We start from the raw sequence: 14,947 nt of genomic DNA, 5'->3' as shown, positions 1-14,947 counted from the left end.
CTATCAGGAGCTCATCATGGAATCGCCAGTGCATAGCTTGCCGTCGTTGTTCAAACAGCTTGGATTGGACGATGACCCGGTCAGTATTGAAAAATTTGTGGTCGCTCATTCGCCGCTCAAGCCGGAGTTGAAACTGGCGGAGGCGTTCTTCTGGACGGATAGCCAGAAGGCTTTTTTGCGTGAGGAAATTCTGGAGGATGCGGATTGGGCGGAGGTGGTGGATGAGTTGAACCTGATGTTGCGGGGTGGGCGAGGGGTGTAAAAAGGCTGGAGGGTAGCCACTGGCTTGAAGCCGACGCCGACCTAATGTGGGAGCGGGCTTGCTCGCGAAAGCGGTGTGCCAGGCGCTGAATCTGCTGACTGATACACCGCTTTCGCGAGCAAGCCCGCTCCCACATTTTGTTTTGTTGTGTGGCAAATATCGCGATTTGCTGATGCCTACACCGGAACCCGCTTTACTCAAGCCACAGCCCACCACTCATCCGCGAAATTGTTTCAAAACTTGACGCATTGGGATCACTCCACCATATTAATAGTTAGCAAACTAACTGTATGCGAACTATCCAGTGTCCCAATCCCTCGAACAACTCCAGATGAACCTCAGCAGCAGCATGGTGGTGGGCGCCCGTAACTGGCGCAAAATCTGCCAGACCACGCTGGTGAGCTATGGCATTTCCGAAGCCTGCGCCGTGCCGTTGTTGATGATCGGCCGCTTGGGCGACGGTGTGCATCAGGTCAAGGTAGCCCAGGCTTCCGGGATGGAAAGCCCGTCGCTGGTGCGCCTGCTCGACCGGCTGTGCAACGACGGGTATGTCTGCCGCACCGAAGACATCCACGACCGCCGCGCCAAGGCCCTGAGCCTCACCGAGCGTGGCCGTGAGCTGGTGCAGGCGGTGGAAGCGCAGTTGGTACGCCTGCGTAACGAAGTGCTGGCGGATATCGCCCCCACCGATCTGGAAGCCGCGCTGCGCGTGCTGCGGGCCTTCGAGGCGGCCGAGGCTGTGACGCCTTGAACGGTTTTTTTACTGGCTTCCCGCCTGCCCGCGACTGGTTCTATGGGGTCCGCACATTCGCCGCGTCGATGATCGCGCTGTACATCGCCATGCTGATGCAAATGCCGCGTCCGTACTGGGCGATGGCCACGGTGTATATCGTCTCCAGCCCGTTTGTCGGCCCCACCAGTTCCAAGGCCCTGTACCGCGCCATCGGTACTTTCATGGGGGCGGCGGCGGCGGTGCTGTTTGTGCCGATGTTCGTGCAGTCGCCCTACCTGTTGGTGGTGGTGATTGCGTTGTGGACGGGCACCCTGCTGTTCCTCTCCATGCACCTGCGCACCGCGAATAACTATGCCCTGATGCTGGCCGGCTATACCTTGCCGCTGATCGCCTTGCCGGTGGTGGATAACCCGCTGGCGGTATGGGATGTGGCCGAGGCGCGTACTGAAGAAATCTTCCTCGGTATCGCGGTCGCGGCGGTGGTGGGGGCGATGTTCTGGCCACGGCGCCTGATGCCGGTGTTCGATGGCTCGGTGGCCAAGTGGTTCAGCGACGCCCAGGTCTACAGCCAGCGCTTCCTCACCCGCCAGGTAGACCCTGAAGCCGTCAGCAACCTGCGCGGCGGCATGGTCGCCACCTTCAATACCCTTGAGTTGATGATCGGCCAATTGCCCCACGAAGGCGCGCGCCCCCAGACGGTGCGCAACACCAAGGAACTGCGTGGGCGCATGATTCATCTGCTGCCGGTGATCGATGCATTGGATGACGCGGTGTACGCCATCGAGCACCGCGCCCCGGAGTTTCTTGACCGGCTCAAACCTTTGCTGGAAGAAGCCAACGCCTGGCTGCAAAGCACCACCGAGCAAGCGCCGCTGGAACGCTGGCGTGTGTTGCGCGACAAGATTGACGCTGCGCAACCCCAGGGCGAAGCGCTGGATGATCGCCACACGCTGCTGTTCTCCAACGCCCTGTACCGGCTGGGTGAATGGATCGACCTGTGGCAAGACTGCCGCAGCCTGCAAGCCGCCATCCAGTGCGAAAGCCAGGACACCTGGCGCGCCGTTTACCGCCACTGGCGCCTGGGCCGGCTGACGCCATTCCTCGACCGTGGCCTGATGTTCTACTCGGCGTTTTCCACCGTCACCGCGATCATCGTCGCCTCGGTGCTGTGGATTCTGTTGGGCTGGACCGATGGCGGCAGCGCCGTGATTCTGGCCGCCGTCGCTTGCAGCTTTTTCGCCTCGATGGATGACCCGGCACCGCAGATTTATCGGTTCTTTTTCTGGACCGCCATGTCGGTGCTGTTCGCCAGCCTGTACCTGTTTCTGGTGCTGCCCAACCTGCACGATTTCCCCATGCTGGTGCTGGCTTTCGCCGTACCGTTTATTTGCATTGGTACGCTCACCGTGCAGCCACGGTTCTACCTGGGCATGCTGCTGACGCTGGTGAACACTTCGTCGTTCATCAGCATCCAGGGCGCCTATGATGCCGATTTTCTCAACTTCGCCAACGTCAATCTGGCCGGGCCGGTGGGCCTGCTGTTCGCGTTTGTGTGGACCTTGATTGCACGGCCCTTCGGTGCCGAACTGGCGGCCAAGCGCCTCACCCGTTTCAGCTGGCGCGACATTGTCAGCCTCACCGAGCCTGCGACCCTGGCCGAGCACCGGCACATGGCCGCGCAAATGCTCGACCGCCTGATGCAACACCTGCCGCGCCTGGCCCTCACTGGCCAAGACACCGGCATCGCCCTGCGCGACCTGCGTGTAGCGCTGAACCTGCTCGACCTGCTGGCCTACTCGCCGCGCATCCTCGGTGTGCCACGGGTATTACTTAACCAGGTGGTGGAAGGCGTGGGCGGCTACTTCAAGGCGTGCCTCAAGGCGGGTGAACGCTTGCCCGCGCCCAGCGGTCTGCTGATGACCCTGGACCGCACGCGCCGCGCCCTCAACGGCCAGGGCCTGCAAGACGAAGACGACACTCGCCTGCATCTGCTGCATGCCTTGGCCGGCCTGCGCCTGGCACTGCTGCCCGGCGTGGAATTCATTGGCGGCACTGAGATGGAAGCGCCGCTACCCGATGGAGCGCCTTTATGATCGGTGATCTGGATATCAGTGGGGTGTTCCTGCCCACGCTGCTGGTGCTGATGGGCATTACGTATGTGTTGTTTCTGGTGGTGCACGGGCTGTTGACGCGCATGCACTTCTATCGCCTGGTCTGGCACCGGGCATTGTTCAATGTGGGGCTCTACGCGCTGTTGCTGGGCGCGGTGGACTCACTCAGTCGATATTTGATGACATGAAAAAACCTTTTTTGACCATCGGCCGTGTCGTCCTGACGCTGTTGATCGTGAGTTTCGCGGTCGTCGTCGTGTGGCGCATGGTCATGTACTACATGTATGCGCCCTGGACCCGTGACGGGCACATCCGCGCCGACATCGTGCAGATCGCCCCGGACGTGTCCGGGCTGATCCAGCGCGTCGACGTGCGCGACAACCAGCTGGTGACCAAGGGCCAGGTGCTCTTCGCCGTCGACCAGGACCGCTTCAAGCTGGCCCTGCGCCAAGCCCAGGCCGCCGTGGCCGACCGCCAGGAAACCCTGGCCCAGGCCCAGCGCGAGTACAAGCGTAACCGTGGCCTCGGCAACCTGGTGCCCAGCGAGCAACTGGAAGAAAGCCAGTCCCGCGTCGCCCGCGCCCAATCGGCCCTGGCCGAAGCGCAAGTGACGGTGGATTCGGCCCAACTCAACCTCGACCGCTCGGTGATCCGCAGCCCCGTGGACGGCTACGTCAACGACCGCGCACCGCGTACCCAGGAATTCGTCACCGCCGGGCGCCCGGTGCTGTCGGTGGTGGACAGCAATTCCTTCCATATCGACGGCTACTTCGAAGAGACCAAGCTCGATGGCATCCATGTCGGCATGGGCGTGGATATCCGTGTGATCGGCGACAACGCCCGTCTGCATGGGCATGTGCAGAGCATCGTCGCCGGTATCGAAGACCGCGACCGCAGCAGTGGTTCCAACCTGCTGCCCAACGTTAACCCGGCGTTCAGCTGGGTGCGGCTGGCCCAGCGGATCCCGGTGCGCATTGCCTTCGATGACGTACCGGCGGACTTTCGCATGATCGCCGGGCGTACGGCGACGGTGTCGATCATCGGCGATAAGGTTAAAGATGGAGAACAGCCATGAAGCGGCTGTTGCCAACCGCTGCGTTGGGGTTGCTGCTGTCGGCCTGCCAAGTGGTGGGGCCGGATTACAAGCTGCCGGAACAGGCCGCGGTCAACCGTGGCGACCTGCAAGGGCCGATCATGGGCGAGGGCAGCAACGTGGTCTCGGCGCCGGTGCCGGCCGATTGGTGGAAGTTGTATAAAGACCCGCGCCTGGACCAACTGGTGCACCAAGCCATGGCCTCCAACACCGACCTGCGCGTGGCCGCGGCCAACCTGCAGCGCTCGCGTTACCAGGTGCAGCAGGCCGAATCCGCTGGCGGCTGGAGTGCTGGCGCCAAGGCCGAGGCCCAGCGTTTGCAAGAGTCGGGCGAAGCGTTTTTGCTGCCGGAAAAAGTCCCGGTTGGCAATATCGGTAGCGTCGGCATCACCACGTCCTACCAGTTTGACCTGTTCGGCACCTTGCAGCGTGGTATCGAAAGCGCTCAGGCCAGTGCAGACGCGACCCAGGCTGCTGCCGATATCGCCCGCATCACGTTGGTCGCCGATGTGGTGCGCTCCTACACCCAGGTGTGCGCGGCCAACGAAGAGCTGGCGATTGCCAACGAGTCCCTCGACCTGCAAGCCCAGAGCACTAGACTGACCCAGCGCCTGCGCGATGCCGGGCGCGGCGATGAAACCCAGGTGACCCGTTCGCAAACCCAATACAAATCCCTGCGCGCCGACATCCCGCGCTATGAAGCCTCGCGCCAGGCCGGGTTGTTCCGGCTGTCGATGTTGCTGGCCAAGCCCGTGGACCAACTGCCTGCCGGCACAGGCACTTGCGCCGAGCTGCCGCACATCGCCCAACTGCTGCCGGTGGGCGACGGCGCCACGCTGCTCAAACGTCGCCCCGATGTGCGCCAGGCTGAACGCCAACTGGCTGCCGCCACCGCACGTATCGGCGTGGCGACCGGCGCGCTGTACCCGGATATCAGCATCGGCGCCACGGTAGGCACCGTGGGCCTGCTGGAAAACCTCGGTACACCGGCCACCAACCGCTGGGGCTTTGGCCCGATGATCAGCTGGACCGTGCCGACCAACGGCGCCCGTGCGCGTATCCATGAAGCCGAAGCCGCGACCCAGGGCGCCTTGGCACACTTTGACGGCGTGGTGCTCAACGCCATCCGCGAAACCCAGACCGGCCTGGCGCAATACACCGCCGTGCTGCAGCGCCGCGACGCCCTGGCCGAGGCCGAACAATCGGCGCAAGAGGCCGCAGGCCAGACCCATCGCTTCTTCCAGGCCGGTCGCGAATCGTTCCTGGCCGACCTGCAAGCCACGCGCACCTACACCGATATGCGCGCGCAATTGGCAGCGGCCAATACCCAGGTTGCCATGAGCCAGATCGATCTGTTCCTGGCCTTGGGCGGCGGTTGGGAAAGCGGACGAACGCAAGCGTCACAACCCGGCAAACCCTGAGCGGATTGCTATGCTTTGTCTGGTGAGGCGCCGTGACGCCTCACCGACAAAGCTCGCGTTTGCTCATGGGGATTCCAATAATGAAAAACCCTTATGCTCCCGCTTTCTGGTGCGTGCTCTTCGCACTGGTACTGTTATCGGCCGCGTATTTCTATGGCGTCATGCTCGCCCATCAACTCGACAAGGCCATGGTGTTCCTCGACAGCGCCTGCCTGGTGATCGGCACCTTGTCCATCGGCGTGGTGGCCTGGGCGTCTTATCAAAACCAGCGGGTGAAACGAAAGCTCCTCGAGCAAGGCAAGACCCGGGTGGCCATCTGGGACACCAAGGTCGCCCTGCGCCGCGTCGAAACCGTGTTCGACCGCTATTTCTGGGGCAGCTACTGGCAGCCCGGGCGCACGTTCCAGGAAGTCATGGGTGACCTCACCGGTACGCCGCTGGAAAAAAGCCTCGAAGTCCTGAAAAAACAATGTGTATTGCTTGACCGGCAGGTAGCCGACGGCAGGCACTGGCTGAATAACGCGCGGGAATTGTCCGATGTGGCCACGCAAATGGCCCGTGAGCGCTACCAGCTGGATTTTTGCGACCCCAAGTCCGACACCCCTGGCAATGCCGTGATACACCGCGAGTTTGAGGTGCTGGTGTACACCTGGACCGCACGTTTGAAGAGTTTTGATCACCAGTTGGACGAAATCGAACTGGAGTACTCCTGAACTACTGGCGAACTGATCCCTCTGAAAGGCTGGGCCGTTTGCGCCCGCCAGTGCTAATCTTCCCCCGTTTTCGGCGGGCTTGAGCCAACCCCCTCGGGGTTCAGGGAAGACAGCCCACTTCTCACAGGATTGATCAGGTCACTTCATGAATAAGCCAGCAGTTGTTTTCTTGGGTTTTGTTGTCGCCATCGGCGCTGTCAGTGCGGGCGGCGCCTGGTACACCGGTAAACAACTGGAGCCGGTCCTGCAGACCGCGATCCAGAACGCCAACAAAGAGCTGCAGACCTCCATGGCCGGCGTCGACGGTACCTTGGCCCTGGAACTGGTGTCCCTTGACCGTGGCGTGTTCAGCAGTACCGCGCACTATCGCCTCAAGGGCCAGGGCAGCGTCTTCGGTGAAGACAACCCGAACCCCGAGTTGCTGTTCGTTGACCATATCGAACACGGCCCGCTGCCGTTCTCGCGCCTGGTGACGCTCAAGTGGCTGCCGGTCATGGCCACCAGTCATTACGAACTGGAAAAGAACCCCACCACGGAAAAATGGTTCGCCGCCAGCAAAGACGTGTCGCCGCTCAAAGGCGTGGCGAATATCGGCTATAGCCGTTCGGTCAGCGGCAACGTCGAATTGCTGCCTCTTGAGTTCAAGGACGACACCTCTTCGGTGAGCTTCTCTGGCGCCAACCTGGACTTCGACAGCAGCGCCGAAGGTAAGAAGGTCAAGGCCGAGGGCTTCATGAATAGCCTCAAGGTCGCGGCGGTGGATGCCAATGGCGCACCGTTCGAAGCGCAACTGAACGGCTTGACCGTGGCCAGCAACCTGGAGAAATCCACCTTCGGTTTCTACACCGGCCAGAACACCGTGGAGCTGACCGACACCAAGGTCACCTTCGGCCCGCAGAAAGCCGTGCTGACCCTCAAGGGCTTCGAGCAGAAAGACTCCAGCGAGACCAAGGACAGCAACCTGGCCGGCCGCGTCGACTACAAGATTGACGAGATCGGTTACCAGGGTAAGCCGGTAGGTTCGGCCGCCATGGCCGTGAGCATGAAGAACGTTGATATCCCGGCGATGCTGGTGCTGACCAAGCTCTACCAGGACAAGATGCAACCGGTGCAAGCCGCCGCCGCTGCCGGTCAACCGGTGCCGGAACTGCAACTGACCGAAGCCGAGCAGACCCTGGCCGAGGCCAACGTCAACCAGGTGCTGGCCGCCAAGCCGCAACTGGCCGTGGAAAACCTATCGCTGAAAACCACCCACGGCGAAAGCAAGTTCAACCTGGTGGTCGACCTGGCCAAGCCAACGTCCATGGAACTGCCGCCGGTTGAACTGGGCAAGCAGATGGTCTCGCTGCTGGATGCCAACCTGACCCTGTCCAAGCCGATGATCAGCGATGTAGCTGCTCTGCAAGCCCAGGTAGGTGGTGTGACTGACCCGCAGGCTATCGAGCAACAATCGCAGATGGCGGCCGAGATGGTCAGCGGCATGGCCGTCGGCACCCAACTGGCGACCCTGGTGGGTACCGATGTGGTTTCCAAGCTGCACTACGCCAACAATGAAGTGACTTTCAACGGCCAGAAGATGACCGTTGAGCAGTTCATTGGTTTTGTGATGTCCAAAGTCGGTGCGGTGAGCGGCGCTCAGTAAGTCAAAAATGCGGTAAAAAATGTGGGAGGGGGCTTGCTCCCGATGACGGTAGGTCAGAAAAAATATACTGACTGACACTCCGCCATCGGGAGCAAGCCCCCTCCCACATTTGGTTTGTGTGCCAGGCAAAAAATCTGTGTCAGCCAATTCTGAACAATTGTTCTGAATTGCCCTCCCTCTGACGTCGCTAAGCGATAGTTCCTACAGGAAAGCTAGGCCGGGTCATTGGATACCGGCACCCTGATGCGTTTCGCTCAGGACCATCTATCGTTAGGGCTTTCCGTGTGTAAGGAAGCTCACGATATGCTGCGAAACCTCCCCTACAGTGCCTCAGGCCGGTTGCGTCTGCTTATTGGGGCAGCCCTGTGCAGCCAATTGCTGGTCCCGGGCCTCGCTTTCGCCGACCCCGCCTACGACGCGCTGATCATCCAGGCCCGCAACGGTAACTTCACGCCGGCCCTGAACCAACTGCGCCAACTGTCCACCGAACGCCAGACCCCAGGCCAGGTCAGCGACCACCTGGTGATCGCCGGTTGGGCCGGGCAAGACGCCGAAGTGCTGAAGGTGTATGAGGCACAAGGCAGGAATCGCAACCTCACCACCCAGGCACTCGCCACGGTGGCGCGCACGTACCGTAATCAAAAGCAGTGGGCCCAGGCCGAGACGGTTTATCGCCAGGCGCTGCTGCGTGAACCGAATAATGTCGACCTGCAACTGGGCCAGGCCCTGACCCAGGCTGATGGCGGCAAAGCCAACGACGCGGTGCAACGCTTGCGCGCGATGGTGGCGGCGCAACCCAATGACCCGAACCGTCGCATGGCCCTGGGTTATGCGCTGACGCGCGCCGGCTTGAACTACGACGCGCTGTTCGAGTTCGACCAAGCCTTTATCCGCGCCGGTGACAAGCCCGAAGTGGTCCGCGAATACATCGTCGCCCTGCAAAACGCGCGCTTGCCGGAACCGGCCCTGCGCCTGTCGGCCAAGCGCCCCGGCGTGGTGGACGCGGTCACCCAGCGCCGCCTGGAAGGCGACCTCGCCGCCGAGCGCGTGCGCATGGCCGAGTTCGCCACGCGCACTGAGAAGGAACGCTATGTCATCGCCGATCGTGCCCTGCAGGATTACGACAGACTGATCAGCCGCTGGAGCCCTGACGCCACCGCTCACGGAGACGTGGTGGTCTGGCGCATTGACCGCCTGGGCGCGCTCAAGGCACGGGCGCGTACGGCTGAGGTCATCAGCGAATACGAAGCCCTCACGGCTGAGGGCGTGCAATTGCCGACCTACGCCGTGCGCTGGGTGGCCGCGTCCTACCTCGACCAGCGTCTGCCGGAAAAAGCCGCGCCGCTGTACCGCCAGGCGCTGGGCGCCGCGGACGCTGATGTCGGTGATCATGTCAAAGACAGCACCGCGCTGTTCTACGCCTTGCTGGAAAACGACCAGGTGGACGAGGCGCGTGCGGTCGCCACGCAGCTGGCCAGCACCGAGAAACCCCGGGTGGAACTCAAGGGCTTGCCCATCGGCAACCCTAACGACGAGTGGATGGACGCCCAGCAATTGGCGGCCCAGGCCGGTACCTATGGCGCTGACTTGAACGCCAGCGAACAAGCCCTGGAAGACCTGGGGAATAAAGCCCCCGGCAGCATCGGTGTGCGTTTGGCGCAGGCGGAAATGTACCGTGCCCGTGATTGGCCAAGACGCGCTGAAGATTCCCTCAAGGAAACTGAAAACCAGAGCCCCCGCGACATTGGTGTAGAAATGTCCCAAGGCTTCACGGCCTTGGACCTGCAGGAGTGGCGGCAACTCGACTTGCTCACCGATGACGTCGTCGCCCGTAATCCGGACAACCGCCAGGTACAGCGCCTCAAGCGCCTGCGCGATGTGCACGATATGGCCGAAGTGCGGGTGGAAGCCTACACCGGTAAAAGCTTCGGTGGCGGCAACAATCAAGAGGCCGGAGCGGTGTCAGGTAGCCGTGACTGGGGCATAGAAAGCGTGATCTACACCCCGCCCATCGACGAAGACTGGCGCCTGTTCGCCGGCGTCGGTTATGGCACCGCCGATTTTGCCGAAGGCACCGGCCAGCACCGCTGGCAGCGTGTGGGCGTGGAGCGGCGCACCCGCGACATGACCATCGAAGCCGAGGTATCCAACCATTCTTATGGCGATGGTTCCAAACAAGGCGCCAGCGTGTCGATTGCCCGCGACATCAACGACCACTGGCAGTACGGCGGCAGCCTTGGCTACCTGCTCAACACTACACCGCTGCGGGCGTTGAATGATGGTGTCACGGCCAACGGCGGCAGCGGCTTCATCCGCTGGCGCGCCAACGAAAGCCGCGAGTGGAAGCTCGCCATCAGCCCGTCCCATTTCAGCGACGGCAACGACCGCGTCGAAGCCTTGCTCACGGGCCGCGAAGGCGTCTACAGCTCGCCGAAGATGCAAGTGGAGTTAGGCCTGGAAGTCGGTGCCAGCCGCAACAGCAAGGAAGACGCGATCTACTTCAACCCCAAGTCCGACTTCAGCGTGTTGCCCACCGTCAACGTCAACCATGTGCTCTATCACCGCTACGAAACCCAGTGGAGTCAGCAGTTCCAGCTCGGTGCGGGTACCTATAGCCAGAAGGATTACTCCACCGGCGGCGTTGGCTTGATCGGTTACGGCCAACGTTTTCGCTGGAATGACGTGCTGGAAGCCGGCGCCAACCTGAGCCTGGTCAGCCGACCTTACGACGGCGAGCGCGAACGTGATCTGCGCCTGCTCCTCGACCTCACTTACCGTTTCTAAAAGAGCCTGACCATGACCCTCCTCAGCCGTTGCTTTTTGGTCCTGGGTGTAATGCTGGCCGCCGCCTGCGCCCAGCAACCCGCGCCATTCGTTCCACCTGCCGAGCGGCCGACACTGGCCAGCGAAGCGCCGTGGCCGAAGAACCATTTCCTGGGCATTGCCTACCACGACGTTTCGGATAACGACCCAGACCAGGCCGTGGTGGCGGTGCGTACCGAACGTTTGATCGAGCAGTTGGCCTGGTTGCGGGAGAACGGTTACCAGGCGGTCAGCGTGAATCAGGTTCTCGCCGCGCGCCGTGGTGGGCCGACATTGCCGCCCAAAGCCGTGATGCTCAGCTTCGACGATGGCTATTCCAGCTTCTACACCCGCGTGATGCCGATTTTGCGGGCCTACAACTGGCCGGCCGTGCTGGCGCCGGTGGGCACCTGGATCGATACCCCGCTGAACCAGCCGGTGGACTTCGCCGGTACGCCACGGGCGCGGGGCGACTTCCTGACCTGGCAGCAGATTCGTGAAGTGTCCCAATCGGGCCTGGTGGAAATCGCCGCCCATACCGACGCCAATCACAAAGGCATACTGGCCAACCCTCAGGGCAACCTTGAGCCGGCCGCCACCACGCGTCGCTATGACCCGGCGACCGGTCGCTACGAAACCGAAGCACAGTTCCAGGCGCGGATGCGTACGGACGTCGCGGCAATCTCCAACAAGATCCGTACCGTCACCGGCAAGGCGCCACGGGTGTGGGTATGGCCGTACGGCGCGGCCGACGGCACCACGTTGGCCGTGGTGGGTGAGCACGGCTATGAGATGGCGCTGACCCTCGATGACGGTCTGGATGATTCGAACAAGCTGATGAACAGCCCGCGCTTCCTGGTGGCCTCCGACCCGGATGGCGAACACTTCGCCAGCAGCATGGTTGCGGTACAGGCCAAGGCGCCGCTGCGCGTCCTGCATGTGGACCTGGACCACGTCTATGATCCCGACCCGGAGCAACAGGCGCGCAATCTTGACGTGCTGGTGCAGCGTGTTGTGGATATGGGCGCCGTCACGGTGTTCCTGCAAGCCTACGCGGACCCCAAGGGCGATGGCCTGGTGCATTCGGTGTACTTCCCAAACCGCCACCTGCCGATGCGTGCCGACCTGTTCAACCGGGTCTCCTGGCAGTTGCATACCCGTGCCCACGCCAGCGTGTTTGCGTGGATGCCGGTGCTCAGCTTCGCCCTCGATTCCAAGCTGCCACGCGTCACCCGTTGGGACCCGGAGACCGGCAAGGTTGGTACCGATCCGGATCAATACCAGCGCCTGTCGCCCTTTGACCCGAAAGTGCGGCAGCTCATCGGCGAGATCTATGAAGACCTGGCGCGCACCAGCAACAGTGCAATCGACGGTGTGCTCTATCACGACGATGCGCTGCTGAGCGACTTTGAAGACGCCAGCCCAGCAGCACTCAAGGCGTATGCCGCCCAAGGCTTGCCAAACACTATCGCTGCCTTGCGTGCCGACCCTGCGGTGATGCAGCGCTGGACCCGTTTCAAGAGTCGCTACCTGATCGACTTCACCAACGAATTGACGGCCAAGGTCCGCGCCATTCGTGGCCCGCAGATACTCACCGCACGCAATATCTTCGCCGAGCCGATGCTCAACCCCGGCAGCGAAACCTGGTTCGCGCAGAACCTTGATGACTTCCTCCAGACCTACGACTGGACCGCCCCCATGGCCATGCCGCTGATGGAAGGCCAGCAACTGAAGAACTCCAATGCCTGGTTGGAAAAACTGGTGGCCACGGTCAAGGCGCGCCCCGGTGCATTAGAAAAAACCGTTTTCGAGTTGCAAGCCAAAGACTGGCGCACCAAGGCCGCACCGGATATCAGCGCCACGCAATTGGCGGAATGGATGAGCGTGCTCAAACGCCAGGGCGTCACCAGTTTCGGCTACTACCCGGACAACTTCCTGGAAAACTCCCCGGACTTGAAGACGATACGTCCGGCCCTCTCCAACCAATGGAACCCTTGATCATGTTTGACAGAATCCTGGCTCTATTCGTGTTGGCGCTGGTGTTGGGCTTGCCCCTGGGCCTGATCTTCCTGGTCACCGGGCAGTTCCTGATGGACTTCGTGTTCTTCTACCCGTTGTTCATGTCGGCGCTGTGGATCGCCGGCGGCCTGTACTTCTGGCTGCACTGGGAGCGCCATTGGCCGTGGAAGGAAGATACGCCCGCGCCGACCCTGGCCGGCGAGCCGCTGATCTCGATCATCATCCCTTGCTACAACGAGGGTGATAACGCCGCCGAAACCATTGATGCGGCACTCGGCCAGTTGTATCCGAACATCGAAGTGATCGCGGTCAACGACGGTTCCAGCGACAACACCGCCGCAGTGCTTGATGCTTTGGCGCTGCAACACCCACGCCTGCGCGTGCTGCACCTGGCACAGAACCAGGGCAAGGCCGTGGCCCTGCGCATGGGCGCCGTGGCCGCCCGCAGCGAATACCTGGTGTGCATCGACGGCGATGCCTTGCTCGACAAAAACGCGGCGGCCTACATGGTTGCGCCGATGCTCGACAACCCGCGCCTGGGCGCCGTGACCGGCAACCCACGTATCCGTACCCGTTCGACTCTGATCGGCCGGGTACAGGTGGGCGAGTTCTCCTCGATCATCGGCTTGATCAAGCGTACCCAGCGGGTGTTCGGGCGGATCTTCACGGTCTCGGGTGTGGTGGTGGCGTTCCGCAAGAAGGCGCTGGACCGCATCGACTACTGGAGCACCGACATGATCACCGAGGACATCGATGTCAGTTGGAAGCTGCAGCTCGACCACTGGTCGATCTTCTACGAGCCGCGCGCACTGTGCTGGATCCTTATGCCCGAAACCGTTGGCGGCCTGTGGAAACAACGGCTGCGCTGGGCCCAGGGCGGCGCCGAAGTGCTGTTCAAGAATATCCGTGGCATCTGGCAATGGCGTCATCGCTACCTGTGGCCGCTGCTGTTCGAATACTGCCTGTCCACCGGTTGGGCTTTCACCTTCCTGCTCTCGGTGATCTTCTGGGCCGTGGGTAAATTCGTCACGCTGCCAGCGGCGATTACCGTGGACTCGTTGGTGCCGCCTGCGTTTACCGGCCTGGTGCTGGCGATGGTGTGCCTGCTGCAGTTTGCGGTGAGCATCCTGATCGACCGGCGCTACGAAAAAGACCTGTGGAAAACCCTGTTCTGGACCGTGTGGTACCCGATGGTGTTCTGGCTGGTCAGCCTGCTGACCACCCTGGTCAGCTTTCCCAAAGTGCTGTTCAACCAGCACCAGAAGCGCGCACGCTGGGTCAGCCCGGATCGCGGTATCAAACCTGCCGAAGAGGAGGCGTGAGCATGAAACTGGTCAGAACTCGCCAAAACACGCTGATGTGGATCATCGATGTGCTGCTGACCCTGCTGGCCTGGGGCGGGTTGGTTTGGCTGCTCGCACGTGGGATCAACGCCATGCTCGAAACCCATGGCGGCCCACGCATCGAGGCGCCGATTTTTGCCGCGCTCAACACCTTGCAGATCTACCTGTGGATCGCCCTGTTCAATGCGCTGATCCTGATCAGTTGGGCGCGTTATCAGCAACGTCGCGGACGTAAATTTGCCCAGCGCCGCGCCGAGGCCAATGCCCTGAGTGACAAGCACTTGAGCGAAAGCTTCAAGTTGGAAGACGGCCACCTGGAGCAGTTTCGCAAACCCGGCGTGCTGGTGATTCACAACGACGAGGAGGGCGGCGTGGAAGACGTGAAGTCCCATGTCTCCCGCGACGTCGAGCGCCCCGGCCTGACCCTGGTACCCGGCGCAGAAAAAGACAAGGGTATAGGCTGACATTCTCAATGGTACGAGTATCCAATGTGGGAGGGGGCTTGCTCCCGATAGCAGAGTGTCAGTCACCATGTACATGACTGATACACCGCAATCGGGAGCAAGCCCCCTCCCACAATTGATATTTGCCCACCCCATAGGTTGCGGTGGTTCAACCCTATCGTCGAAATTCCGATAAATGGGATCCAATTCACAAAACTCCCGCGAACTTTTCTCCATTCCCCGGTACTAACCTAACTCGACGAGAACTTGATGGCTAAATAATGGCTATTCAAAAGTCATTCGTCGAATCGCCATCAAAACAGTTGCCGCTTGTCGGAATAATCACTTCAAGTGATCGCCTCAAA

At 61.6% G+C, this 14,947-nt stretch carries 12 protein-coding genes; all 12 read left to right on the top strand.

The genetic code is table 11. From position 1 onward, the window contains the following. Positions 1–16 precede the first annotated feature (16 nt). The 12 genes from JFT66_RS18845 to pgaD all read left to right on the top strand — a co-directional run bounded on the left by JFT66_RS18845 (position 17) and on the right by pgaD (position 14,603). Positions 17–262, top strand: a complete 246-nt coding sequence (locus JFT66_RS18845) for a DUF2789 domain-containing protein (protein WP_034116738.1) — start codon at positions 17–19, stop codon at positions 260–262. Positions 263–593: 331 nt separating this feature from the next. Continuing rightward, complete coding sequence (locus JFT66_RS18840) at positions 594–1,013, top strand: MarR family winged helix-turn-helix transcriptional regulator (protein ID WP_034116739.1); 420 nt, start codon at positions 594–596, stop codon at positions 1,011–1,013. Then, positions 1,010–3,088, top strand: a complete 2,079-nt coding sequence (locus JFT66_RS18835; protein WP_153838551.1) for an FUSC family protein — start codon at positions 1,010–1,012, stop codon at positions 3,086–3,088. Before JFT66_RS18840 ends, JFT66_RS18835 begins: the two co-directional genes overlap by 4 nt. Then, positions 3,085–3,294, top strand: coding sequence for a DUF1656 domain-containing protein (locus JFT66_RS18830; protein WP_003187469.1), 210 nt, complete (start codon positions 3,085–3,087; stop codon positions 3,292–3,294). Before JFT66_RS18835 ends, JFT66_RS18830 begins: the two co-directional genes overlap by 4 nt. Continuing rightward, on the top strand, positions 3,291–4,181 hold the full coding sequence (locus JFT66_RS18825; RefSeq protein ID WP_034116741.1) for an efflux RND transporter periplasmic adaptor subunit: 891 nt from the start codon (positions 3,291–3,293) through the stop codon (positions 4,179–4,181). Before JFT66_RS18830 ends, JFT66_RS18825 begins: the two co-directional genes overlap by 4 nt. Further along, positions 4,178–5,620: an efflux transporter outer membrane subunit gene (locus tag JFT66_RS18820; RefSeq protein WP_153871714.1), complete on the top strand. Its 1,443-nt coding sequence runs from the start codon at positions 4,178–4,180 to the stop codon at positions 5,618–5,620. Before JFT66_RS18825 ends, JFT66_RS18820 begins: the two co-directional genes overlap by 4 nt. An 80-nt stretch (positions 5,621–5,700) precedes the next feature. Next, positions 5,701–6,333, top strand: coding sequence for an NADH:ubiquinone oxidoreductase subunit N (locus JFT66_RS18815; protein ID WP_198859852.1), 633 nt, complete (start codon positions 5,701–5,703; stop codon positions 6,331–6,333). Between the two features lie 145 nt (positions 6,334–6,478). Further along, a complete protein-coding gene (locus JFT66_RS18810; protein WP_198859851.1) occupies positions 6,479–7,975 on the top strand; it encodes a YdgA family protein in 1,497 nt (498 codons plus the stop codon). Positions 7,976–8,278: 303 nt separating this feature from the next. Next, entirely contained in the window at positions 8,279–10,759 is a 2,481-nt protein-coding gene (gene pgaA / locus JFT66_RS18805; protein ID WP_153838553.1) for a poly-beta-1,6 N-acetyl-D-glucosamine export porin PgaA, read from the top strand. Positions 10,760–10,771: 12 nt separating this feature from the next. Continuing rightward, positions 10,772–12,775: a poly-beta-1,6-N-acetyl-D-glucosamine N-deacetylase PgaB gene (gene pgaB, locus JFT66_RS18800; RefSeq protein WP_198859850.1), complete on the top strand. Its 2,004-nt coding sequence runs from the start codon at positions 10,772–10,774 to the stop codon at positions 12,773–12,775. Positions 12,776–12,777: 2 nt separating this feature from the next. Next, positions 12,778–14,118 (top strand): poly-beta-1,6-N-acetyl-D-glucosamine synthase, encoded by a 1,341-nt coding sequence (gene pgaC, locus JFT66_RS18795; RefSeq protein ID WP_034116747.1) that lies wholly within the window; start codon positions 12,778–12,780, stop codon positions 14,116–14,118. Between the two features lie 2 nt (positions 14,119–14,120). After that, positions 14,121–14,603 carry a poly-beta-1,6-N-acetyl-D-glucosamine biosynthesis protein PgaD gene (pgaD, locus tag JFT66_RS18790; protein ID WP_034116748.1) on the top strand — a complete coding sequence of 161 codons (483 nt, stop codon included), beginning with the start codon at positions 14,121–14,123 and terminating at the stop codon, positions 14,601–14,603. Positions 14,604–14,947 lie beyond the last annotated feature (344 nt).

This window comes from Pseudomonas sp. MF6755 (genome assembly GCF_016405635.1).
Taxonomy (GTDB): Bacteria; Pseudomonadota; Gammaproteobacteria; order Pseudomonadales; family Pseudomonadaceae; genus Aquipseudomonas; species Aquipseudomonas haemolytica.
This window is presented reverse-complemented; position numbering and strand designations above follow the sequence as displayed.

Coding starts and splice junctions, on each gene's coding strand:
- JFT66_RS18830 (WP_003187469.1), top strand. CDS start 3,085: ATGATCGGTGATCTGGATATCAGTGGGGTGTTCCTGCCCACGCTGCTG.
- pgaC (WP_034116747.1), top strand. CDS start 12,778: ATGTTTGACAGAATCCTGGCTCTATTCGTGTTGGCGCTGGTGTTGGGC.
- pgaD (WP_034116748.1), top strand. CDS start 14,121: ATGAAACTGGTCAGAACTCGCCAAAACACGCTGATGTGGATCATCGAT.
- JFT66_RS18845 (WP_034116738.1), top strand. CDS start 17: ATGGAATCGCCAGTGCATAGCTTGCCGTCGTTGTTCAAACAGCTTGGA.
- pgaA (WP_153838553.1), top strand. CDS start 8,279: ATGCTGCGAAACCTCCCCTACAGTGCCTCAGGCCGGTTGCGTCTGCTT.
- JFT66_RS18825 (WP_034116741.1), top strand. CDS start 3,291: ATGAAAAAACCTTTTTTGACCATCGGCCGTGTCGTCCTGACGCTGTTG.
- JFT66_RS18820 (WP_153871714.1), top strand. CDS start 4,178: ATGAAGCGGCTGTTGCCAACCGCTGCGTTGGGGTTGCTGCTGTCGGCC.
- JFT66_RS18810 (WP_198859851.1), top strand. CDS start 6,479: ATGAATAAGCCAGCAGTTGTTTTCTTGGGTTTTGTTGTCGCCATCGGC.
- JFT66_RS18840 (WP_034116739.1), top strand. CDS start 594: ATGAACCTCAGCAGCAGCATGGTGGTGGGCGCCCGTAACTGGCGCAAA.
- JFT66_RS18815 (WP_198859852.1), top strand. CDS start 5,701: ATGAAAAACCCTTATGCTCCCGCTTTCTGGTGCGTGCTCTTCGCACTG.
- pgaB (WP_198859850.1), top strand. CDS start 10,772: ATGACCCTCCTCAGCCGTTGCTTTTTGGTCCTGGGTGTAATGCTGGCC.